Origin of the sequence: Rhodococcus sp. 14-2483-1-2 (genome assembly GCF_002259405.1) — a bacterium.
Classification (GTDB): Bacteria; Actinomycetota; Actinomycetes; order Mycobacteriales; family Mycobacteriaceae; genus Rhodococcoides.
On record NZ_NPFW01000007.1, the window covers coordinates 213,677 to 236,191 of the forward strand.

Here is a 22,515-nt window from a genome sequence, read left to right on the forward strand (position 1 = left end):
ATCAGGCTCCTGTGGTTGTCGAGGTGAGGGATTCGTTCTTCGCCGGCTCCTGCTCGGCGGGCATCACACGATTGAGCAACCCGAGAAAACGCACGTACACCGCGGGCAGCAGTCTCTTGAATCGCCAGACGGCCTTGGCGTCGAACTGGGGAACGACGTAGAGCCGACCCTTGTCGAAGGCATCGAGTGTTCGGGCAGCGATCTTGTCCGGTGAGCGTCCGGTCCAGCGCATCGCGAACTCGGCCAGCCGTGACGAACTCGCGGTGATCCGGCCGTCGACGGCAACGTTGGTCTTGACGAACGTGGGGCACAGAACCGATATCCGCACACCGGTACCCGACAGTTCCGCCGCCATCGTCTCCGACAGCGACATCACCGCGGATTTGCCGACGTTGTAGGGACCCATCAGCGGCGCGGCGGCAAAGCCTGCGGCGGAGGCGACGTTGATGATTCCGCCCTCACCGGCTGCCCGCAGCGCAGGCGTGAACACCTCGCAGCCGTGGATCACGCCCCACAGGTTGATCCCCAGAGCCCAGTTCCAATCTTCGAAACCGATGTCGCCGACGGGCTTTCCGCCGATTCCGACGCCTGCGTTGTTGATGAGCACCGTGGTGGGTCCGTCGAATTCGACGCCGGCACGAAGCGCCAGTTCCTCGACGTTCTCGCGTACCGACACATCGCACTCGACGGCGTATCCGGTGGCACCGAGGGCGTTCACCATCGCTACCGTCTCCTGTGCGCGCGGCAACGAGATGTCGGCGCACATGACGGCTCCTCCGCGTCGAGCCAGCTCGAGGGCGAAGGCCCGGCCGATGCCGCTGCCTGCGCCGGTCACTACCGCTCTCGACCCGTACGAGGGTTTTCCGGTCTTGCTTCTCATCGACCTACCTGTTCCTTCGAATCATGTTGCACTGCTTGGTTGTCGAGTGTGTGGGCGATGAACTCGGCTGCATGCTCGAGCGCGTGAGCGGCCTCGGGGATCAGCCGCGGGAGAGCTTGGAACACGTGCATCTGGTCGGGCCAGATCTCGAGTTCGCTTCGTCCGCCTGCCGCCTCGATCATCGTGTGCAGGTGCCGCGCATCGCCTCGCAGCATCTCGGTTCCGCCCACCTGGATGAGCGTGGGCGGCAGATCGCGCATGCGGGCGAGATCGAGCCGTAACCGCGGGAGGCTCGAGTCGTGACCGTCCGTGTAGAGCGCCACGAGTCCTCGCGCTGCCTTCGCCGAGATCATCGGATCCTTGCGCGTGCGCTCCATCCGCGCCGAGAGCTCGAAGTCGAGATCCACCAGCGGCGAGAACAACACCATCGCGCCGGGCTGCGGCGTTCCGGTCCGGTCGTTCTCGATGAGCAGGTCGGCGGCGAGGTGACCGCCGGCGGAGTCCCCGGCGATGACGATGTTCGCCGCGTCGTACCCCTGGCCGAGTAGCCAGCGGTAGGCGGCTTCGAGGTCGTCGGCGGCGGCGGGAAACGGGTGTTCCGGGGCCAACCGGTAGTCGACCGTGAACACGGGCAGGCCGGTCGAGCTGGACAATCGCGCGGTCAGGCCACGATGGGTCCGTGCCGAACAGATGACGTATGCACTGCCGTGGATGTAGAGAATCACCCGGGGTCCCGGGGCCAGTCCGGGCGCGCGTACCCATTCCCCGCGCACCGGGCCGTCGGCGACGAGGTCCACTCTCGTTCCCTTCGGAACGGGACCGAAGAGGTTCATCGAGGTGGCGACGAGGCGTCGGGAGAACTCTATGCCGCCTCGGGACGTCGGAAGCAGGTTGGTGATCGGACGCAGAGTCAGCCGAGTCGTCAAGGCAGCCAGCCGAGTTCGTCGGGAACCCGCCGCGAAGGCACCGCGAGGCAGGTAGTCGTGGTTTGTGGTGGAAGTCACCTCGTCACCTTCACTGGCTATTCGCCATTTGTCAATGGCCTATTAATTAGTGGTCCAGTGTGCAAGAGTGACGACCGACACAACGAAGCAAGCCGGAAGGAGGGAGTACGTGACGATGTTCGGGAACGCAGCACCGGCAGACCTCGATGCGTCTGCCGTCGGTCACGAGGACAGAATCTTCGAGTTGGAGATCGCCGAGGTGACCCACGAAACCGAGGATGCGATCTCCCTCGGCTTTGCGGTTCCCGCGCACCGGGAACCGCACTTTCGGTACGAGCCCGGGCAATTTCTCACCCTCGAGATTCCGTGCACCGACGGCGGCTCGGTTGCCCGCTGCTATTCCTTCTCCAGCTCCCCGGTACGCGACCCGTACCCCACCGTGACCGTGAAGCGAATCCAGGACGGGGTAGCGTCACACTGGTTGCACGACAATGCTGTTCGCGGGATGCGGCTCAAGGCATTGAAGCCGTCGGGCATGTTCGGACCCGAGAACTGGGACGTCGACTTCGTCCTTCTGGCCGCAGGCAGCGGAATCACCCCGATGATGTCGATCATCAAGACCGCCCTGTTGCGGCACGACAACCGGATCACCCTCGTCTATGCCAATCAGAACCGCGACTCGGTGATCTTCGCTGAGCAACTGACCGAACTGCAGTCTCGCTTTCCCGAACGACTCGAGGTGCACCACTGGTACGCCTCGGAATCGGGGTTGCCCACCGCTGCAGGACTGGCCTCGACGGGCGCGACCGTTCCGGCCGACTGCGAGGCCTTCCTGTGCGGTCCCCCGCAGTACATGAACGTCGCCGAGGAGTGGCTCGCCCGCACCGGCACGGTCGCACGTAGAACACATCGAGAGGTCTTTTCCTCCTTCGACTCCAACCCGTTTCGGGACGACAGGACCGCAACTGCTCACGAATCGGGTGCGAACTCCGTCACCGCTCGGGTCGAGATCGACGGGACCGAGACCGAGTTCGCCTGGAGTGCGGGCACCAAGCTTCTCGACCGCCTCCTCGAACTCGGTCTCGACGCGCCGTACGTCTGCCGCGAAGGAACCTGCGGCGGCTGCGCGTACACGCTCACCGAAGGCACCGTGACGATGCTCGCGAACGAGACGCTCGACGAGCACGAGATGGAACACGGGGTGCGATTGGCATGTCAGTCCGTGCCAGAGTCCCAGACGGTCCGCGCGGTGTTCGACCGCTGATGCCCAACGCGATGGGCCGGATGGCCTCGAATTACCTTCGGCAGCACCCCGTTGTCGCGATCTCCACTTTCGGCCGCCAGATGGGGATGGGTGTCAGGGCCGGGAGATCACTGACCTCGGACATCGTCCACCGGACGTTTCCCTTCTCCGAATTCATCCGCCAATGTGCGTTCATGGCAAGCACATCGGTCATCCCGACCTTGCTGGTCGCGATCCCCTTCGGAGTCATCGTGTCGGTTCAGGTCGGTGCCATCGCAGGCCAGGTCGGTGCCACCTCGTTCGCCGGTGCCGCGAACGGTCTCGGCATCATCCGTCAGGGCGCGCCGTTGGTGACCGCGCTGCTGATGGCCGGGGCGGTCGGGTCGGCGGTGTGCGCGGACCTGGGTTCTCGCACGATCAGGGACGAGATCGACGCGATGGAAGTCATGGCCATCTCGCCGCTGCAACGACTCGTCGTGCCACGATTGGCCGCCGCGATGCTGGTCAGTGTGTTGCTCTGCGGCAGCGTCTGCTTCGTCGGATTCATCACCGGCTACATGTTCAACGTGTTCGTTCAGTCCGGTACACCGGGTAGCTATCTGGGTACTTTCGCGGCCTTCGCCACCATCGGTGATCTGGTGCTGGCTCTGATCAAGTCCGTCGTCTTCGGCGCGATCGTGGCAATAGTGGCCTGCGACAAGGGGTTGACCACTCGCGGTGGACCCGGTGGTGTGGCCAACTCGGTCAACGCGGCCGTGGTCAGTTCGGTGATCCTGCTCTTCGCTGTCAACGTCCTGTTCACCCAGCTCTACACCATCGTGTTCCCGGCTCGGTTGATCTGACATGGCCACTCGCTACACACCGCCGCTGCTACGCCCCCTCGTCGGCGCGGCGAACGCCGCGGTCGCCGCACCGACGCGCGCCCTGGCCACGTTGGGCCACCAGGCGACCTTCCTGAGCCGATCCGTTGGATCGATGCCCTACACGGTGCGGCGGTACCGGCCCGAGCTGTGGCGTCTGCTCTCGGACGTGAGCTGGGGAAACGGTGCCATCGTCGTCGGTGGCGGCACCATCGGAGTGATCGTTCTCCTCGGAGCCTTCGCCGGAGCCACCGTCGGCATCGAGGGCTACACCGCGCTGAATCTTCTGGGCATGGGCCCGTTGACCGGGGCAGTGTCCGCGTTCGGCACCACCCGAGAACTTGCTCCTCTGATCGCTGCCATCGGGTTCGCAGCCCAGGCCGGTTGTCGCTTCACCGCGCAACTGGGTTCGATGCGAATCGGTGAGGAGATCGACGCGCTCGAGTCACTCGCGATCGACCCCTTGGCGTATCTGGTCAGCACCCGAATGATGGCCGCCGTCATCGCAATTCTGCCGCTGTACGTTCTCGGACTGAGCGCGAGCTACCTCACGGCTCAGATCGTGGTCGGGGTGCAGAGCGGCCAATCCGCGGGCACGTACCTGCACTACTTCCATTCGTTCCTGTCCGTCCAGGACGTCCTGTACTCGGTGACCAAAGCTGTTGTCTTCGTTCTTCTCACGACGATAATCCAGTGCTACTACGGGTACTACGCGTCCGGCGGCCCCGAAGGAGTCGGGGTGGCGGCAGGCAAGGCGATTCGTACCAGCATCATCGTCGTCATCTTCGTCAACACGTTGATGACCCTTGCGATGTGGGGATCCGATCCCGGCATCAGGATCTCGGGATAGGGGCCGGGATGTTCGATGTGGGAGGGCGCGCACCGTCGATGTCCGCGCTCGTGATCCGGGGCCTGTGCGTGTTCCTGCTGTTCAGCACCATCGCAGGGCTTCTGCTGGCGCGTTACACGGGTGTCTGGCGCAACACCGTCGACGTCGTCGCGTCGATGTCCACACTCGGAGACGGTCTGCCGCAGAATGCGGACGTCAAATTCCGCGGAGTTCTGGTCGGCGCGGTTGCCGGGGTGGACAGCGATCCCACCGGCAACAGCACCGTGGAAATTCGGTTGAATCCCGCACGCGCCGAGACGATCCCGGACACCGTCACCGCACGGGTCGTGCCCAGCAACATCTTCGCCGTTTCCTCGATCGAACTGGTGGATACCGGCGGCGGACGGAGCATCGAGGCGGGCGCAACCATTCCTGGCGACGCCTCACAGGAAACGCTGGAACTGCAGACCGCGATGACGAGTCTGCGCAACGTGCTGACCGCAGTCGACCCCGAGAAGTCGAGTTCGGTGCTGTCCACGCTCGCCGACGCTCTGGACGGCCGCGGTGAATCGATCGGCTCCACCATCTCGACAGCCAGTGAGTACCTGACCACACTCCGAGCCGAAATGCCGGATCTCACTTCCGATATCGACCTGCTCGACACCTCGATCGGCAGCCTGAGCAGAACGGCACCGCTGTTGTTGGACACCTTGGAAAGTTCGCTGATTCCCGCGGCGACCATTGCGGAGAAGCGCGATCAGCTGACGCAATTCCTGACCAGCGCGGCCGGTTCCACGTCGAGTCTCGACGCGGCGCTGGCACCCAACCTGTCCGGGGCGATTTCGTTGGTTCGAGACCTGGACCCGGTCATGGGAGCTCTGGCCGTCAACGGAGACGACCTTCCTGCCGGTGTGCGGGAGTTCGGCCGAACGTTGGAAGGCTTCAACCGCGCCTTCACCGGCCCCAACGGGCGACTGATCTGGTCGATCGACATCACCGCCACCCCATTCACTCCGTACACCCGGGAAGATTGCCCCCGCTACGGCGACATGGCCGGAGCCAGCTGCTCCACTGCACCGCCGTCGCGAGCCTCGGGCGGCGACGCGCTGGGCGGCACGAGTGTTCCGGCGGAGGGAATCTCGTACTCGCCGGGCAACATCGGATCCGTCGGCAGCGACGAGGAGAAGGCCGCAATCGGCGATGTGCTCGGCAGGCCGGCCGATCCCACCTCGATCATTCTCCTCGGGCCGCTGCTGCGCGGGCAGACCATCGCGATCGACAACGCCGATCCGGTCGGTGCACCATGACGTCGATTCGCAGGCCCCTGATCGGATTCGGCATCTTTATGGTCTTGGCCATCGCGGTGACCACGCTGATCTGGACCACCCTCGGCCGTTCGGTGGCAGGTGAAACCGAGACGTACGCTGCGCTTTTCGAGGATGCATCAGGCCTACAGAGCGGCGACGACGTCCGGATCGCCGGTGTGCGCGTGGGCAAAGTGGAGGATGTGTCGCTCGACGGAAACACCGCACGAGCGCAATTCGTCCTCGAGCGCGGCCAGACCGTGTACGAGAACACTACGATCTCGATCAAGTACCAGAATCTGATCGGTCAGCGCTACCTCGCCCTCGACACCATCGGGCAATCCACCGGTACGGTCGAGCCGGGTGCAACCATCGGGATCGAGCGCACCGAGCCGTCGTTCGATGTCTCCGCTCTCCTCAACGGCTTCCAACCACTGTTCAGCGTGCTCGACCCCCAGCAGGTCAATTCGTTGTCCGAGTCCATCGTTGCCACCCTGCAGGGAGACGGCGTCTCGATCAGCACTCTGGTGGTGCAAAGTGCCTCGTTGGCAGCAGAATTCGCGGAGAAGGACGAAATACTCGGTCTGATCGTAGCCAACCTAGGCCAGGTACTGGCCGAGGTGGCCGATCGCGGTGACGATACGACGGCTCTCATCGAATCCACGCAGAGATTGATGACCGATCTCAATGCGCAAGCAGAACCTCTGGCCACCGCGGTGCGCACGATCGGAGATTCCGCCGGTCCCGTCGCCGAGATGGTGGACGACGTACGGCCGACGCTCTCGGGCACCATCGATCGACTCGGTGCTACCACCGATCTGGTGAACCGCGACGGCGCGCAATTGAGCACGTCCATCGGGATGCTGCCCTCGGTGCTCTCGTCGTTCTCGCGCATCACCGAGAACGGAAGCTTCATCAACATGTACGTCTGCAATCTGGACGTCAGTTTCGCCGGACTTCTTTTTCCACCCGGTGTTTTCAGCCAGGTCGGCGGCACCGCACAGTCGGAGGTCTGCCTCGAATGACGTCGCTATCGGCCCGCGTTCGGGCCTCGACCCGGGCGATGCCCCGTGACTTCTGGCGCGGTATCGCCGGATGCGTGGCAATCGTCCTGATCTTCGGTGCGGTGCTCGGCTATCAGCATGCAGGCATCGGCGATCGGACCGTCGACGTTCTCTTCGCTCAGTCCGCCGGGCTGCGGAGCGGTGACGACGTCCGCATCGCCGGAGTCTCGGCCGGGAAGGTCGATTCTCTGGCGCTGGCAGGCGATCACGTTCACGTCGTGCTCGATGTGGACGACTCCGTCGAGTTGGGTTCCGAGACGAAAGCCGAGATCAAATTGTCCACCATTCTGGGGTCGCGCTACGTCTCACTCACACCGGACGGCGACGCCCCGCTGGGTGATCGTCCGATCGAGCTGTCGCACAGCACAGTTCCCTTCGATCTGCAGAAGGCGATCCAGACCGGTACACCGGTGATCGAGCAGATCGATGCCAGAACGATGCGCGAGTCACTGACCACGGTCGCCGATCAACTCGAAGGCACTCCCGAACTGACCGGTCAGGCACTGGACAGCATCTCGGCCCTGTCGAGGGTGATCGCCGATCGAGAGGATCAGATAGCGGCGCTGCTCGACGATGCAGATCGGGTGACGGCGCGATTGTCGGACAACAGTGCCGCCCTGATGTCGATGCTGGGCCAAGGTGCGGCTCTCGCAAACACCATCGCCGCGCAGCGGGGCGCGGTGGCGAACTTGCTTGCCTCGACCGATGCGCTCACCGCCCAGCTCGACACCGTGTTCGCCGAGAACCGTGCTGCGATAGACCCGTTGATCGGGCAATTGACTGCGCTGAGTCAGGGTCTGGCCAACAACGACGACACGCTGCGGCGGGTGTACGAAAGTCTGCCGGTCACCGTGCGGCAGATGACGAACGCCTTCGGCAACGGTCCCTACGTCGACATCGCCACTCCGTGGTCGCTGCTGCCGGACAACTGGTTGTGCTCGGCCCACGTGGTTCAGGGTTGCCGATGAGAGCCGGGATTCGGGTCGCCACGGCCGTAAGCGCGTCGGCTGTGCTGCTGACGAGCACCGGCTGCGGCATGCCTCGACCGCTCTCCTCGGCGACCGGTTCGACCATCACCATCACCGCCGATCTGGAGAACGCGGCCGGACTCTACGAGGGAAACGAGGTTGCGGTGTTGGGCATGTCGGTCGGAACAGTCGACAGCATCGAGGCGCAGGGTTCGCACGTACGCATCAGCATGACGGTCGACGAATCGGTGCAGCTACCAGCCGATCTGGACGTGGCGACCATCTCGACGTCGGTGGTGACCGATCGGCATGTCGAGTTGACGCCACCGTATTCGGGAGACGGGCCGGTTCTCGAGGACGGGGCGCATGTGCCCCTCTCCCGAACGCACGTACCCGTCGAGATCGACAGGGTGCTCGACGCCGTCACCGAGCTGTCGGCCACTCTCGCGGACAGCAGCGACGGCAATCGGCCGATCGCAGATCTACTGGCGGTGACGAACGAGGGATTGACGGGAAACGGGGCCAAGATCCGGTCCACTCTCGACGATCTGTCCGCAGCGTTGGCGGTCGGGGTGGACAACAAGGACTCCTTGACCCGCCTGATCACCTCGGTCAGTGAGCTGACCCGCGTTGCGGCAGAGAATGATACGCAGATTCGTGGTTTCTCGACGGACATGGCGCAGGTGATCGGTGAAGCAGGTGATCAGTCGGCCGCGCTCGGAGATACCGTCGCACAGATCAATCGGCTGACGAGTCGACTGACGGGCCTGATCGACGCGAACCGAGAGTCCTTCCCTGCACTGTTCGCCAACTTGGAGACCACGGTCGCGGGGCTGACCGACCACAGCCGTGAACTGTCGGAGACGATCGACACGGCACCGACGCTGTTCCGCAATCTCGAGAACGCCACCGATCCGGTCTCCAGAGCTCTGCGCGTCCACTTCCTCACCGACAGAACGCTGTTCGATACCGAACTGGTCAACGAGTTCTGCCAGCGAATCCAGTCGAAGTCGGAGGGTTGCCGTACCGGCCGCGTGTACGACTTCGGACCGGACTTCGGCATCTCGGCGGCGCTGCTGGGGCTGAGTCAGCCGTGAAGTACTGGACGATGCCGATCGCAGCGATCTCGGCGACGGCGGTTCTCACCGGCTGCAGTACCACCCTCGAGGACCTGCCGCTGCCGAGCCCAGGGGTCGGCGCCGACTCGTACCGCATCGACGCCGTTTTCACCGATGCACTCAACCTGCCTCAGCAGGCGAAGGTCAAACTCGGCGGGGTCGACATCGGTCAGGTCCAGGAGATCGACGCCGAGAACTACACGGCGCGGGTACAGATGGCCATTCGGTCGGGTGTGAACCTTCCGAGCGACGTACGGGCCGAACTGCGACAGGCGACTCCGCTGGGAGATGTCTTCGTCTCTCTGTCTTCGCCCGGCGCAGGCCCCGATACCCCTCGGCTGCAACCCGATTCGACCATCGATATCGCCTACACCTCCGCGGGTGCCAGTGTCGAGGAACTGCTCGCCTCGGCGTCGCTCGTCGTCAACGGCGGTGGGGTCAGCAGACTGCAGACCATCATCGCAGAACTGGACACGGCGATCGACGGTCGGAGCGCCGACGCGTCGAACATTCTCACCGAGCTCACCGCCACGGTGACGGACCTGAACGAGCGCACCGATCGAATCGATTCGATGCTGGACCGAACGCAGGAGCTCAGTTCGATTCTCGGTGCCAGAACCGACGCGATAGACGCGATCGCACAGCAGCTACCCGAACTCACCCAGACGCTGGCCGACAACAGCAAAGGCATCACCGACGTCATCGCCGCCGCGGGAGGTGCGGCAGGCAAGCTCGCAACCTTCACCGACGAAACAGGTCCGGCGCTGCGTGATCTGTTGGTCGGCACCGAGCAGACGCTCTCGTCGGTCGCTGCGATCGGCGACGACCTCGACGTGGCCATGAAGCAACTCGAGCAGCTCGCACCGAAACTGGCCTCGAACACCAAGGGTAATTCCGTCGCGATCTATGTTCGGCTCTCCTGGCTGAGCCTGGCTGCGCTGGACGATCCGGAGAGCCATTGGCCGGGGGCCCAGGACGGCGAGGACTTCGTCGGCAGCCTCACCGACACGTTGAACCGTGTGTACGGTCGGGTGACCGGACAGGGACTCACTCCCGCGCCGACCGTCGAACTGCCGACCCCCACCGGCACCCCGTCTCCCGACGACACGGGGGCCGGCCGATGACACTGCGCCACTGGGTGACTCGACATCCTGTACTCGTCTCGAACACAGCACTCGCGCTCGTCCTTCTCGTGGGGGCGGCATACCTGACCGTCGGAGCGCTGCGCATCGATCCGCTCTCGGACGACTACCGCGTCACCGTGCGGCTCGACGGATCCGGTGGGGTGCAGGCGAACGGAGATGTCTCCGTGCGCGGGCAACGAATCGGGCGAGTAGCTGCTGTCGACATCACCGTCGACGGTGTCGAAGCGCAACTGGACATCTCGGCCGGGCACCGCGTTCCGGCCGACGGCACCGTCGTGGTGGCAGCGCTGTCCGCTGCGGGCGAGCAATACATCGACTTCCGCCCCGATTCCGACGATGCTCCGTATCTGGCCGACGGCGACGTGGTCGAACAGGATCGAACGGACACCCCGGTCCCCTTCGCCACGATGCTCGTGAGTGTCACCGATCTGGTGAGCCAGATCGACCCGGCGCAGCTGTCCTCGATCATCGACGAGCTCGATGCTGCGACGGCGGGTGGGCCCGCGGAACTGCAAGCGATCATCGACGGCGGCGGCGCACTGCTCACCGGTCTGGATTCCGTTCTTCCCGAAACGATCACCCTGATTCGCACCGGTCGGACGCTGCTGCAGACCGTCGGCGACATCGAACCCGATCTGACCCGACTCTCGATCGGCGGCACGGCGTTGGCAGAGCAGTTGTCTGCGTCGGACGCCGAGATACGCGCTCTGCTCGACGACACCCCTGCTCGACTCGATTCCGCCAAGGCGGTCATCGGGGAGAATCGCGATGCCGGCGGGGATCTTCTGAAGAACCTCGCCCGCATCGCCAGGGCCGCTCGCCTGCACACACCCGCGATCGAGGCCCTGTTCCCGGCGATGTCGGCCGGCGCAGGCGCGTTCGGACTCGCCGGCCACGACAACCAGCTCAATGTCGTCGCCGACCCGTATCCGAGACCCACCTGCGACTACCTCAACCCCACTGTCTCGCCGTCCATCGCCGCGATGACTCCGCCGCTGAAGTACATGTACTGCAACAGCACCGACCCGGGGCTGCAGGTTCGGGGCGCGCAGAACGTTCCTCGTCCACCAGGCGACGACACCGGCGGTCCCCCCGCCGGCGCTACCGGGCAGGAGCGGACTGGCGGCTGACCGACCCCTCGACCGTCTTCCCAACGAAGGAGTACACATGACCGACCTGAGAACCGACGACCCGATACCCGACGAAAAACTGGACGAGACCCCCGAGGAGCCCGCGGTGCAGGCTCGCGCACGTCGGCGGCCGTCGGCAGTGATGTCTGCTCTGGCGCTGACGTTGATCGCCGCGATCGCCTGTGCGGGCGTCTTCGCGTACCAGCTCGAACACCGACGCTCGCTCGACACCTCCCGCGCCGAGGCCGTCGATACCGCTCGGACCTTCGCGATCACCTTGTTCACCTACAGTGCAGATACGTTCGACACCTACGTCGACGACGTATTATCTGGTGCCACTGGGTCATTGGCTGATACGTTTACCGAGACCAGCAGCGATTTGCAGGCGACTCTGGTGGAGGCCGGTGCCACATCGACGGCGCAGGTCCTCGACATCGCTGCGAAGTCCACGGCCGTCGACCGGGTGGAAGTGTTGGTGATCATCGATCAGACGGCCTCGAACGCCACGGTCACCGAACCGCGTCAGGCGGTGAATGCAGTGGTCATGACGCTCGAAAAGCAGGATGACGGTAGGTGGTTGACCAGTGACGTCGCCAATCCCAGCTCCGCGCAGTAGTTCGGGCGACGCGTTCTCACCGGGGCCGTACTCGGACGGCCCGCCTCCCGAAGCCCTCGACATCGAATACCCGGACCTCACGCATTTCGGACTCGAGGAGTTGGGCCGCGCCGCCTGGATCACCGTGGTCCTCGTTGCTGCCGCTGCGATAGCCGTCATCCGATGGCCGGTGTCCTGGCTCTCCAAACGCCGTCGCTTCACGGTTGCTCTCGCCGAAGGTGTGGTGAAGGGGTTCGAGGCGCTGGGGCCGACGTTCGTCAAACTGGGCCAGTTCATGGCCTCGTCACCCGGCGTGTTTCCCCCGGTTCTGGCCGATGCATGTCTACGACTGCTCGACGGTGTCCCACCCGTCCCGGCGCACAAGGCTCGCCGCGCGGTCGAGCGCGACCTGGGCGGCAGCATTGCTGAGCTGTTTCGGTCGTTCGACGACGTGCCCCTCTCGGCTGCATCTGTGGCGCAGGTACACGCGTGCGTGCTACCCGACGGCCGCGAGGCGGTGGTGAAGGTGCAACGGCCGGAGATTCGACGTCGCATGCGGGTCGATCTCCGGGTCGCATACACCGGAGCCGCGTTGCTGGAGAGATTCTTCGAGTTCTTCCGTATAACGAATGCGACGGCCGTCGTCCGCGATCTCAACGACCTGACGGCCCAGGAACTCAACAGCGCAGCAGAAGCGCTGCGCCAGGAACGTTTTCGCGACAATCTGTACGTGTTCGGGGACAATTCCCACGTGATGGTTCCGGAGATCTTCTGGAGCCATTGCGGACCTCGGGTGATCTGTATGGAGCGAGTTCGCGGCACTCCGGTCGGCCGCATCATGTCGGACGGTCTGGCCACGGTCGACTCGGAGCTACAGCTTCGTCGTGGCGTGAAGGTCTGGCTGGAAGCCGTTGTGCTGCACGGGCCGTTCCACGGAGATGTGCACGCGGGCAATCTGTGGGAGCTGGACGACGGACGGGTCGGGTTCCTCGACTTCGGGATCGTCGGCGAGCTGCCCGAAGAGTGGCGCGACGTGTTGCGCAAAATGTTTCGTGCATCTCTGTTCGACGGCAATTACACCGAGGCTGCGCGACGCATCCGCATGCTGGGCATCACCGAGGGAACGACGTTGGGCGACAAACTGATCGGCCTCCAGTTGCGAAAGCTGTTCGAGCCGGTTCTCGGCCGAGGTGCCGGCCGACTGGATCTGAGCAGGCTGGTGGGGTCGCTCGTCGAGACCGGTAGGCGCTGGGGCGTCGCGACGCCGGAAGAGTTGGTCTTGTTCGGCAAACAACTGGGCTACTTCGAAAGATACTCGGCCACACTGGCTCCCGACTGGATACTGGGCCGAGATCTCTTCCTCTTCCGAAACATACTGCCCAACGAGGTCGCGGCCGCCGCCCTCGCGCGAAACATCACGCTTCCCGATTGAAGACTCTAGGATTCGACAACCAACGAGTGAGGTGCCGACGTGAACGTTGCGGCGGACCCCGCGGCGCGCGCTATGCCCGCGATTCCACCCCACACCATCATGGTGAGGTAGTCGACGAGCTCGTCGACCGTCATGGTCCGATCGAAGATCCACCAGTGTGACGCCAGCCGAACGGCACCGATCATCGCGAAGGCGATGGGCATCGAGCCGGCCGTGGAGAACTGTCGCTCTCGAAATCTGTCGGCGATGACACCGGCCAGCAATTCTGCGATCAGTCCCTCCGCGGCGGTGATGACGTCTCGATTGCCGGAGACGGCGTTGTTGGCGTGAACGTAGATGTAGATCTCGGGGTCGGTGGCGACCGTCGTGACGTAGGCGGAAATCACTGCGCGGGTGAGGTGGTACTCGTCGAGGTCGTCGGACATCGCGTCTTGGATACGAGGCACCAGCGCCGTCTCGACGTATCGAGCCATCGCAGCGTCCGCCAGGCCCTTCTTGTCGGCGAAGTGCTTGTACAGAACGGTTTTCGAGACACCGTTCGCCGATGCGATGTCGTCCATGCCGATGTTGTGCCCCTGCTGACGAATCGCGGCCAGAGTGCAGTCGAGCAGTTCACGCCGCCGGGCGATCCGGTGATCGCGCCACCGGTGGCTTCGCCCGTCGACCTTCTCCGGAACGCTCACGCCGACTGCGAGACGGTTCGGGATCCCCTCAACAGAATCGACGCCACCAGCTCCGGATCATCCGACATCGGTACGTGCCCGAGGCCGGGGTACGTCGTCACGTCCGCCTGCGGAAAGGTTCGACGCACCAGAGGTGCCTGGTACACCGGCAGAACCCAGTCGCGACGGCCCCACGCAACCGTGACGGGAACGGACTCCTCGACTGGAATGCTGAAGCGCGGCACGGCGTTACCGGCAGCGTCGATCGCGCGGTTGGTGGTGATACTGAGCGCGTCGATGGTGGCCGTCGCCGCGGGAACTCGCCACGGCTTGGCATAGAAGACGCCATTGGCGATCGTGCGACCGACGACCGAACGCATCACGGCCGGTGCGATCGGACTGATCGCTCGGGACAACGCGCGCAGCAATCGGAACACGAGCAGCGCACGCGTCTGATCCCAGTGTCCGCGGAAGAAGCCGGCCGGAGACAGTGCGGTGGCAGAGGCGACCGACCCACGGGCGGCGAGTTCGAGTGCGAAGTATCCGCCCAACGAATTCCCGGCCACATGTGGCTTCTCACCATCCACCGCCACGTGCTCGAGGAACCGCTCGAGTTCGGCGACGATCCACGGGCCGAGGTCGAACTCTTCGGTGGGGAGCTCCGGCGAATCACCGTGGCCGGGCAGGTCGACCGTCACCACTCGCCGGTGCCGTGCCAGTGTCTCGACTACGCTGTCCCACGCATGTTGCCGGTGCACGATGCCGTGGATGAGTACCAACGTCGGGCCCTCACCCCGGATCGTGTGCGCCAGAGTCAGCCCATCGATGTCCGAAGTCACTGCATACCAATCTTTCTCGGCTCGATGCGGTACACGTTCTCCATACCCGACGGGTCCGATCCGGCCACCTTCGGTTGCGCCGCACGGCCGAACGTCATCGATTCCGTCAGATCGTCGAAGCGCGCGTCTATTCTGTCGAGAATGTAGTTCTGGCGTACCGACCACGGACGCTCGGTCCCTGACTTGGGGAGTTCGTTCAGAGACCGCGTGACGTAGCCGGAGGCGAGATCGACGACCGGACGAGATTCCACGGCCTTGCCCTGACGGTCCGGGGTCGCGTGGGTGTATCCGTGAGACCGCATATACACCAACAGTTTCGCTACCGCCTGGGCCGTCATGTCGGCTTTGAGCGTCCACGACGCATTCGTGTACCCGATGCACCAGGCAACGTTGGGCACATCCTCGAGCATGTGGCCCTTGTAGACGAACTTGTCGTGCGCCTCGAACGGCGTTCCGTCCAGCGACAGCTCGATTCCGCCGAAGGCCTGGAGCTTCAACCCCGTTGCGGTGACGATGATGTCGGCGGGGATCTCCTCTCCCGATTCCACGCGAATACCGTCGGCGGTAACACCGGTGATCCGGTCGGTCACCACGGTCGCGCGACCGGAACGAATGGCCTTGAAGAGATCGCCGTCCGGCACGACGCACAGACGCTGGTCCCACGGGGCGTAGGTCGGTCCGAAATGCTTGTCGACGTCGTATCCACGCGGCAGCTGCGCCTTCGTCATCGCCCGGAACACCCTGCGGGCCGTCTTCGGTGCCCGTCGACACAACTGGTACGAGCCGACCATCAACAGTGCATTGCGCCACCGCAATGCACTGTGTGCCAGCGAGTCCGGCAGGAGGCGCTTGGTGATCGTGGTGAACGGATCGGTCATCGGTAGTGACGCGATGTAGGTGGGTGAACGCTGCAGCATCGTCACCGACGCGGCGTCGGCCGCCAGAGAGGGCACCAATGTGATCGCGGTTGCGCCACTTCCGATCACGACGACCCTCTTGCCGGTGTGGTCGAGCCCTTCCGGCCACTGCTGGGGGTGCACCACCTGCCCGCTGAACTCCTCGAGCCCGGGAAGATCGGGGGTGTACCCACCCGAGTAGTCGAAGTAGCCGGTACACAGGAACACGAATCGACTGCGGTAGGTAGTGGGAACACCGTTCGTCAGCGCGTCGACCGTCCACAGGTCCGTCGACGAATCCCAGTTCGCCGCAGTGACCATGGTCGAGAAATGCGTGTGCTCGTCGATACCGTTGGCGTAGGCGGTATCGACGATGTAGTTGCGGATGTCTTCGCCATGCGCGAGCAGAGTGTCTCCCTGCCACGGCGTGTGCGGGAACGAGAACGTGAAGATGTCGCTGTCCGACCGAATTCCGGGGTATCGGAACAGATCCCAGGTACCGCCTGCCCGCTCGCGGCCCTCGAGGATCGAGTAGCTCAGCTCCGGAGCCATCTCCTGCAAGCGATACGCGGCGCCGACTCCCGATATGCCGGCACCGATGATGAGAACATCCTTGAAGTTGTCGACAGCATCGTCGACCTCGGGCCACCGACCTGGGCTTTTCGTCACGCCACGCCTCACTGTCTTGCCGAACACCATCGCAATGTCGACCGACCGAGCAGCGAATCGCGACTTACATCACATAATGTGCCATTGACGAGTGGTGGTGTCAATGGCAGTCTTCAACGCATACCGAAGACAGGAACCCCTCATGAACTTCACTCCCTCCGTTGGCTGCACCCCCATCGCGCCCGGAACCAGTACCCGATGACTCCTGTGGTGGTCGGGGCCGCAGGAGTCATCGCCCTCGTCCTACTCGCGTCGAGGGGGTCGGGTCTGGACTTCAACCGACGTTCCCTCACGGCGGCGTACGCCTCGAGCTCGGCGCGCGCTCCCCGAGAAAAGTGCAGGCTGCGCTCGACGAGCTGACCGAGCGTCACTCAGCTTGAACCATCCCACGATGGCTCAGACACTCGTGGAGGCAGCGAGAGAAGGTGCACGATGTGGCTCATCGTTTACATCGCTTTTCTTCTATGGCTGGTCGTGTCGACCATGCTCGCCGTCTCCGTGGGCACGGCGATCTCCCGCAGCAGCCCGGAAGGCGAAGCTGCCGAGATGCCTCGACGCAGCGGGAAGCCCCCGAAGAGAACCGACACGGCGGCCACATGACCCTGCCTCCATTCCGGAAACCCGCGGGGCGTGACGGGTAGAAATTCGGCGGATACCACAAAGATCCTGTGCTATCTTACCCACCGGTAACAACACGTGATACGCCTCACAATGGGAGGCGTGCGAGTCGGGGGAGATCGAATGGTTGGTTCAACACTCCGGAAACTGTTGGCGATTGCCTGCGTGGGGGCTGTCGGAATCGTCGCCGCACCGACGGCAACGGCAGCGCCGGTTCAGGATCCGTTCTTCCGGTACTCCGGTGCAGCTGCGCTCGCGGATCTGGAGCCCGGTGCCGTGTTGGCGACTCGGACCGTCCCCTATCACGTGGTGAACGTGCCGACGCCCCTGCAAGCGATCCAGATTCTGTACCGCTCGACTGACTCACAGGGCCGTCCCGCCGCGAACGTCACCTCCGTTCTGCGGCCGCCGAACGCGCAACCCGACAAGGTGGTTGCGTATCAATCCGCCTACGACTCACTCAATCCCGACGACAGCCCCTCACGCGCCGTAGCCGGAAACACACCGCTGCTCGGTCTGACGCCGAGCGGTCGGAACGTCGAAGTCGGCGGCGTGGTCGCCTCGGCCGAAGCGGCCGTCCTGGCACCTCTCCTCCTACTCGGATACACCGTCGTCGTTGCCGATACGCAGGGCCCCACAGCGAATTTCGCAGCGGGACCCGAGTACGGGCAGATGACTCTCGACTCGTTGAGGGCGTCCCAACACGTAGCGGAAACGGGCATCGGCGACAAAGCAGAGATCGGGCTGATCGGGTACTCGGGTGGCGCGATCGCGACCAACTGGGCGGCGATCCTCGCCCCCAGCTACGCACCCGACATCAACGACAACTTGATCGGTGCCGCCCAGGGCGGATTGCTGGTCGATCCGGCCAAGAATCTGCGCTACATCGAAGGAAGTATCGGATGGGCCGGCGTGGCAGGAATGGCCATCATCGGCCTCGGCCGTGCCTACGACATCGACTTCACCCCGTACTACAACGACCGCGGACGCGATCTCTTCGCGCACGTGGACGACGCGTCGATCCTGAACGTACTGTTCCAATATCCGGGCCTGAAGTGGGCGGACGTGGTCATGCCCGAGTACTCCGACCCCAACTCGGTTCCCGAGTTCGTCGATGTGGTCAACAAGATCAACATGGCCCAGGCTCCGACTCCCACGATCCCGATGTTCGTGGCGCAGGCCTCGAACGGCATTCTCGAGGGCACTCTGCCCGGGCCGATGGGGACCGGACCCGGTGACGGTGTCATGGTGGCCGGTGACGTCCGCAGTCTGATGAACAAGTACTGCGACGCAGGTCTGTCCATTCAGTACGATGAGTACAACACCATCAGCCACACCGTCGGCGCGGCTCTGTGGCTTCCAGGCGCGTTGGCATGGTTGACGGATCGATTCGCAGATCGGCCCGCTCCGAGCAACTGCGGCCGAATCGCTCCGGGTAACTCACTTGCACCGCAGGAGCATTCGCCTCGCTGACGCATCGACGCGATAGCGCGCAATGCCCATCCCGTCGTAGCGGGATGGGCATTGCTTTCACAGAAGTCGGAATCCGTGAGTCAGGTCTACCACTGCGCACCGGGAACCATGGAGGCGAGACGACGAAACGGCTTGTGCACGTGTTTATCACGCCGAACAGACGCGGATGCGATCTCGACCTGTTCGATCTCTGCTGATGCCGCGCCTCTGGCCGCGGGCGAGTCACCCATGGCCTGATGCATGGCGCTCGCGATCCACAGCTTCAAGCGCGGTGTGAACGTATGTCCCCATTCGCCGATCGTGCCGAGAGGAACGTCGATTCTCCGAGGTCGCTTGACCAGAGCCCGCACCACCATGGCGGCCGCCGTCTCGGGACTCGTGATCGGTCCCGCGTGATAGCCGTCGGACGGGGAGATCATCGGCGTATCGACCAGCGGAAGGTGGATGGTCGTGAACGTGATCCCTTCGTGCAACAGCTCGGTCGCTGCCACCTCGCTGAATCCGTCGAGTGCCGACTTGCTCGCCACGTAGGCGGCAAACCTGGGCGCGTGATTCTGCACCGCAGCACTGGAGATGTTGACCACGTGGCCGAATCTGCGTGCCTGCATCTGCGGAAGCAGACCCATGGTCATTCTGACGGCACCGAAGTAGTTCACGGCCATGGTTCGCTCGAAGTCGTGGAACCGATCCGTCGACCGAGCAAGAGAGCGACGAATGGATCGGCCGGCATTGTTGACCAGCATGTCGACGTGACCGTGGTCGGCGAGAATACGAATGATGGTGGCGTCCACGGCCTCTGCGTCCGTCACGTCGCACACGTAACCGAACGCCCGCCCACCGTTGCTGCGGATCTCGTTCACCGTTGCCATCAACTGTTCTTCGTTTCTGGCCAGCAGTACGACGAGGGCGCCGTCTTCGGCCACCCTGATCGCAGTCGCGCGGCCGATGCCCGACGACGCCCCGGTGATGACGATGTGTCGGCCCACCAACGGCCCCCGGGTGGACGGGCGCCGGGCGCGAGTGGGATCCAGGTGGTTGTACCAATACGTCCACAGACCGGTGGCGTAGTCGGCAAGCGGCGGATACGTGATGTCACTCCCCCTCAGGGCCAACGACGTTATCGCGGAGGAGAATTCGGTGGGGATCGCGAAGTGCTCGAGCACGACGCTCGGTAGGTCCAGACGTCTCAGTACCGCCGACCGGAGCAGCCGCAGTTGCCGGTGACGAGGATTTCGCAACGCGAATCGCCCCACGGACCCGGGCAGCGAGGCGACCGGATGCGGAGCTCCGGCCGCAGAAGCCAATGCCTTGTACACCTCGCACACGGGCTGAGGTGTGGGGTTGACGAGATGGAACACCCGCTCCGTCCCGGTGTCGGCGAGCATCAGATGCACCAGCGCGCGAGTGACCACATCGACCGGAACCAGATTGGTCGCACCGATAGCGGGCACAGCCACCGGAAGACCGGCAGGGAGCGCGGAGAGCAACTTCAACGCGCCGAACAAGTAGTACGGACCATCGATCTTGTCCATCTCGCCGGTTCTCGAATCTCCGATCACCGCTGCCGGGCGATAGACCTTCCACTCGAGGCCGTCCATGCCTCGCACGAGCTTCTCCGCCTCGAACTTGGTGCGGTGGTAGGCAGTCGGAAAGCCCTGCCCCAGATCGAAGTCGTGCTCGGTGAATCGTCCCCGAAAATCGCCCGCGACTGCGATGGACGACACGTGGTGCATGACGGCACCGGTGCGCAGGGCCAGGAGCGCTACCTCGCGTGTTCCCTCCACGTTCGTCACGGCCTGATCGTCACCCGCGGTCAGGTCGTAGACCGCACCGAGATGCACGACGTGATCGAGACGGTCCGGCAACACCCCGTCGTCGATACCGAGACCCGGTTCGGTGAGATCCCCGATGATCGGCAGCACCCGGTGATGGGACGCAACGCGATCCAGCGATCCCGCTCGCACCAGCACGTGGACCGACGCCGATGGATCCCGATCGAGTATCTCCTGGACCACTCGCCTGCCGAGGAATCCGGTTCCGCCGGTGACGAAGAAATTGACGCTCACAGTGCACTCCTGATCAATTGTTCGGTCGAGTCGATGTCTCTGGAATACGCACCGGCTCTGAGGAAGCGGCCGGTCTTACCGCCGTTCTTGCCCGCAGTGAATCGCCCGCCGCGGAACACGACTTCTCCGGCAACGACGGTTGCGTCGACCGCTTCGTCGTTGCGGTTGACCATGCGAGAGATTCCGCCGAATTGCGCGATCGGCGCCTCGTACACGCCGTCGACACTCGCGTTCAGTCCCGATGGGTCGACTATCACCAGATCGGCACGGTCACCGAGCCGTAGATGACCGGCATCGATTCCGAACCACTGGGCCAGTTCACCGGTCAGTCGGTGCACGGCGTGCTCGACCTTCATGAAGCCGGTGTCGTGCACTCGCTTCAGCAATCGAATCGGGTAGTTGTAGAACGCCATGTTGCGCAGATGTGCTCCGGCATCGCCGAAACCCATGTGCACTCCGGAACTTCGGGCCAGTCTGTCCGCATACTTGGGCCGGTCGTTCGCTATCGTCGTCCGCCAACGCAGCGACTTTCCGTACAGCACAACCAGATCGAGGTAGGCATCGACGGGGTGGATTCCCCGCTCATCGGCTAGTCGGCCGAATGTCTTGCCGACCATGGATGCATCGGGACTCGCCACGATCACCGCGTCGTAGAAATTTCGGTGCCAGATACGAGGGCTGAGTTTGTCGTCGTAGTTCTTGCGGAACCATCGGCGGTAATTCTCGTTGCGCAGCAGCTCGTTTCGTTCCACTTCGTCCTGCAGATGCAATGCGGCGGCGCCGGCACCGAACTCCTCGAACACGACGAGGTCGATACCGTCGGCGTATACCGTGAACGGAACCGGTAGGTGCTGCCAGCGGAAGTCGGTCTTGGCGAACTTGTTCAGCAGCGGAGCCACGGCAAGCATGAGGTAGACGATCGGTGGATACGCCTTGGAATCCGCTGCCGAGAGCAACGACGTCTTCAGCTTGGGGCGGCCGCTCAAACCGGAGCTCTCGGCGAAGAACGCGGCGATGTTGGGATGAAAGTTGATGGTCGGTGCGCTCTGCAGGATTCGTCCGCGATCACGCAGAATCCGGTTGAGGAAACGCAGTTCGCGCCACCGCGAGTACGTCGAGGGCAGTGACCTGGACCGGAATTCCTTGCCGTCGATCTTGTCGAGCTTGTTGGTCATCGACGACAGGCCCAGGAACCCGGCATCGAGGCTCTCGGTGAGCATGTCACCCATTGCATCGAGCTCGGATGCGCTGGGGCGGTAGCCGGTCGAGGTGGCCTTGGACATTCCCAGGACCGTGGTACGGATGTCGGAATGACCGATGAACGCCGCGACATTGGGACCGAGCGGCAGCGATTCGAGTACCGACACGTAGGTGGAGGGACTCGTCCAGCTTCGGTGATCGTCGAGAATGTCGAGCATCGACTGACGAGGTATCGCCTCGACTCGACTGAACAGATCCGCACATTCTTCCGGGGTGGAAAACACGGTCGAGAGCGAGCAATTGCCGATGACAACGGTCGTCACCCCGTGCCGAACCGACTCGGGCAGCAGTGGATCGACGAGTACCTCTGCGTCGTAATGCGTGTGTATGTCGACGAATCCGGGCATCACCCACTTTCCCCGGGCATCGAGAACGTCGGTGTCACGACCCACGGGAAGCGGGTCGGCGGAGATTTCGGCAACGAGTCCGTCGCGAATGCCCAGGTTGCGCATCCGCCCTTCGGCACCGGTGCCGTCGAACCACAGCCCGTTCTCTACGACGAGATCGAAGTCGTGCATCG

20 protein-coding genes are annotated in these 22,515 nt (G+C 63.9%); 13 read left to right on the forward strand and 7 right to left on the reverse strand.

The genetic code is table 11. The annotated features are described in order from the left end of the window. Position 1 precedes the first annotated feature (1 nt). Positions 2 to 880 carry an SDR family NAD(P)-dependent oxidoreductase gene (locus CH295_RS05665; protein ID WP_037194001.1) on the reverse strand — a complete coding sequence of 293 codons (879 nt, stop codon included), beginning with the start codon at positions 878 to 880 and terminating at the stop codon, positions 2 to 4. Beyond that, positions 877 to 1,884, reverse strand: a complete 1,008-nt coding sequence (locus CH295_RS05670; RefSeq protein ID WP_288143175.1) for an alpha/beta hydrolase — start codon at positions 1,882 to 1,884, stop codon at positions 877 to 879. Before CH295_RS05670 ends, CH295_RS05665 begins: the two co-directional genes overlap by 4 nt. Positions 1,885 to 1,999: 115 nt before the next feature. Between CH295_RS05670 and CH295_RS05675 the strand changes: the two genes are divergently transcribed. The 11 genes from CH295_RS05675 (at position 2,000) to CH295_RS05725 (ending at position 13,512) form a co-directional block, all read left to right on the forward strand. After that, complete coding sequence (locus CH295_RS05675; RefSeq protein WP_094740011.1) at positions 2,000 to 3,088, forward strand: ferredoxin--NADP reductase; 1,089 nt, start codon at positions 2,000 to 2,002, stop codon at positions 3,086 to 3,088. Then, on the forward strand, positions 3,088 to 3,909 hold the full coding sequence (locus tag CH295_RS05680; RefSeq protein ID WP_094632810.1) for an MlaE family ABC transporter permease: 822 nt from the start codon (positions 3,088 to 3,090) through the stop codon (positions 3,907 to 3,909). Before CH295_RS05675 ends, CH295_RS05680 begins: the two co-directional genes overlap by 1 nt. A 1-nt stretch (position 3,910) precedes the next feature. After that, the gene (locus CH295_RS05685; protein WP_037193998.1) at positions 3,911 to 4,777 is read left to right on the forward strand and encodes an MlaE family ABC transporter permease; all 867 of its coding nucleotides are present in this window, start codon (positions 3,911 to 3,913) and stop codon (positions 4,775 to 4,777) included. A gap of 8 nt (positions 4,778 to 4,785) precedes the next feature. Then, the gene (locus CH295_RS05690) at positions 4,786 to 6,063 is read left to right on the forward strand and encodes an MCE family protein (protein ID WP_094684254.1); all 1,278 of its coding nucleotides are present in this window, start codon (positions 4,786 to 4,788) and stop codon (positions 6,061 to 6,063) included. Beyond that, on the forward strand, positions 6,060 to 7,085 hold the full coding sequence (locus CH295_RS05695; RefSeq protein WP_094740012.1) for an MCE family protein: 1,026 nt from the start codon (positions 6,060 to 6,062) through the stop codon (positions 7,083 to 7,085). Before CH295_RS05690 ends, CH295_RS05695 begins: the two co-directional genes overlap by 4 nt. Further along, positions 7,082 to 8,092: an MCE family protein gene (locus tag CH295_RS05700; protein WP_082898755.1), complete on the forward strand. Its 1,011-nt coding sequence runs from the start codon at positions 7,082 to 7,084 to the stop codon at positions 8,090 to 8,092. Before CH295_RS05695 ends, CH295_RS05700 begins: the two co-directional genes overlap by 4 nt. After that, positions 8,089 to 9,189 carry an MCE family protein gene (locus CH295_RS05705; RefSeq protein WP_094740013.1) on the forward strand — a complete coding sequence of 367 codons (1,101 nt, stop codon included), beginning with the start codon at positions 8,089 to 8,091 and terminating at the stop codon, positions 9,187 to 9,189. Before CH295_RS05700 ends, CH295_RS05705 begins: the two co-directional genes overlap by 4 nt. A gap of 11 nt (positions 9,190 to 9,200) precedes the next feature. Next, positions 9,201 to 10,334, forward strand: a complete 1,134-nt coding sequence (locus CH295_RS05710; protein ID WP_141216960.1) for an MCE family protein — start codon at positions 9,201 to 9,203, stop codon at positions 10,332 to 10,334. A gap of 14 nt (positions 10,335 to 10,348) precedes the next feature. After that, positions 10,349 to 11,485, forward strand: coding sequence for an MlaD family protein (locus CH295_RS05715; RefSeq protein WP_170945764.1), 1,137 nt, complete (start codon positions 10,349 to 10,351; stop codon positions 11,483 to 11,485). 37 nt (positions 11,486 to 11,522) lie between these two features. Continuing rightward, the gene (locus CH295_RS05720) at positions 11,523 to 12,101 is read left to right on the forward strand and encodes a hypothetical protein (protein ID WP_094740015.1); all 579 of its coding nucleotides are present in this window, start codon (positions 11,523 to 11,525) and stop codon (positions 12,099 to 12,101) included. Between the two features lie 61 nt (positions 12,102 to 12,162). Further along, positions 12,163 to 13,512: an ABC1 kinase family protein gene (locus CH295_RS05725; protein ID WP_502694471.1), complete on the forward strand. Its 1,350-nt coding sequence runs from the start codon at positions 12,163 to 12,165 to the stop codon at positions 13,510 to 13,512. A gap of 5 nt (positions 13,513 to 13,517) precedes the next feature. Here CH295_RS05725 and CH295_RS05730 read toward each other — a convergent pair whose 3' ends face one another. The 3 genes from CH295_RS05730 to CH295_RS05740 are packed head-to-tail and all read right to left on the reverse strand — an operon-like array spanning position 13,518 to position 16,608. Next, a complete protein-coding gene (locus tag CH295_RS05730) occupies positions 13,518 to 14,195 on the reverse strand; it encodes a TetR/AcrR family transcriptional regulator (RefSeq protein WP_094740016.1) in 678 nt (225 codons plus the stop codon). Further along, complete coding sequence (locus CH295_RS05735) at positions 14,192 to 15,013, reverse strand: alpha/beta fold hydrolase (RefSeq protein WP_252341920.1); 822 nt, start codon at positions 15,011 to 15,013, stop codon at positions 14,192 to 14,194. Before CH295_RS05735 ends, CH295_RS05730 begins: the two co-directional genes overlap by 4 nt. Further along, positions 15,010 to 16,608 (reverse strand): flavin-containing monooxygenase, encoded by a 1,599-nt coding sequence (locus CH295_RS05740; protein WP_252341921.1) that lies wholly within the window; start codon positions 16,606 to 16,608, stop codon positions 15,010 to 15,012. Before CH295_RS05740 ends, CH295_RS05735 begins: the two co-directional genes overlap by 4 nt. A 402-nt stretch (positions 16,609 to 17,010) precedes the next feature. Between CH295_RS05740 and CH295_RS27700 the strand changes: the two genes are divergently transcribed. Then, on the forward strand, positions 17,011 to 17,178 hold the full coding sequence (locus CH295_RS27700; protein WP_170945765.1) for a hypothetical protein: 168 nt from the start codon (positions 17,011 to 17,013) through the stop codon (positions 17,176 to 17,178). Between the two features lie 141 nt (positions 17,179 to 17,319). Beyond that, complete coding sequence (locus tag CH295_RS05750; protein ID WP_094740289.1) at positions 17,320 to 18,669, forward strand: lipase family protein; 1,350 nt, start codon at positions 17,320 to 17,322, stop codon at positions 18,667 to 18,669. A gap of 86 nt (positions 18,670 to 18,755) precedes the next feature. On the opposite strand, the gene CH295_RS05755 is transcribed toward CH295_RS05750, so the two are convergent. Both CH295_RS05755 and CH295_RS05760 read right to left on the reverse strand, forming a co-directional pair. Next, positions 18,756 to 20,735 (reverse strand): SDR family oxidoreductase, encoded by a 1,980-nt coding sequence (locus tag CH295_RS05755; protein WP_094740017.1) that lies wholly within the window; start codon positions 20,733 to 20,735, stop codon positions 18,756 to 18,758. Beyond that, positions 20,732 to 22,513, reverse strand: a complete 1,782-nt coding sequence (locus tag CH295_RS05760) for an N-acyl-D-amino-acid deacylase family protein (protein WP_094740018.1) — start codon at positions 22,511 to 22,513, stop codon at positions 20,732 to 20,734. Before CH295_RS05760 ends, CH295_RS05755 begins: the two co-directional genes overlap by 4 nt. Between the last annotated feature and the right edge of the window lie 2 nt (positions 22,514 to 22,515).

Excerpts from the sequence above, each read along its gene's own strand:
- CH295_RS05760 (WP_094740018.1), bottom strand. The coding sequence starts at position 22,513 with ATGCACGACTTCGATCTCGTCGTAGAGAACGGGCTGTGGTTCGACGGC.
- CH295_RS05695 (WP_094740012.1), top strand. The coding sequence starts at position 6,060 with ATGACGTCGATTCGCAGGCCCCTGATCGGATTCGGCATCTTTATGGTC.
- CH295_RS27700 (WP_170945765.1), top strand. The coding sequence starts at position 17,011 with ATGTGGCTCATCGTTTACATCGCTTTTCTTCTATGGCTGGTCGTGTCG.
- CH295_RS05720 (WP_094740015.1), top strand. The coding sequence starts at position 11,523 with ATGACCGACCTGAGAACCGACGACCCGATACCCGACGAAAAACTGGAC.
- CH295_RS05700 (WP_082898755.1), top strand. The coding sequence starts at position 7,082 with ATGACGTCGCTATCGGCCCGCGTTCGGGCCTCGACCCGGGCGATGCCC.
- CH295_RS05690 (WP_094684254.1), top strand. The coding sequence starts at position 4,786 with ATGTTCGATGTGGGAGGGCGCGCACCGTCGATGTCCGCGCTCGTGATC.
- CH295_RS05750 (WP_094740289.1), top strand. The coding sequence starts at position 17,320 with ATGGTTGGTTCAACACTCCGGAAACTGTTGGCGATTGCCTGCGTGGGG.
- CH295_RS05665 (WP_037194001.1), bottom strand. The coding sequence starts at position 880 with ATGAGAAGCAAGACCGGAAAACCCTCGTACGGGTCGAGAGCGGTAGTG.
- CH295_RS05675 (WP_094740011.1), top strand. The coding sequence starts at position 2,000 with ATGTTCGGGAACGCAGCACCGGCAGACCTCGATGCGTCTGCCGTCGGT.
- CH295_RS05685 (WP_037193998.1), top strand. The coding sequence starts at position 3,911 with ATGGCCACTCGCTACACACCGCCGCTGCTACGCCCCCTCGTCGGCGCG.
- CH295_RS05740 (WP_252341921.1), bottom strand. The coding sequence starts at position 16,608 with ATGGTGTTCGGCAAGACAGTGAGGCGTGGCGTGACGAAAAGCCCAGGT.
- CH295_RS05705 (WP_094740013.1), top strand. The coding sequence starts at position 8,089 with ATGAGAGCCGGGATTCGGGTCGCCACGGCCGTAAGCGCGTCGGCTGTG.
- CH295_RS05680 (WP_094632810.1), top strand. The coding sequence starts at position 3,088 with ATGCCCAACGCGATGGGCCGGATGGCCTCGAATTACCTTCGGCAGCAC.
- CH295_RS05710 (WP_141216960.1), top strand. The coding sequence starts at position 9,201 with ATGCCGATCGCAGCGATCTCGGCGACGGCGGTTCTCACCGGCTGCAGT.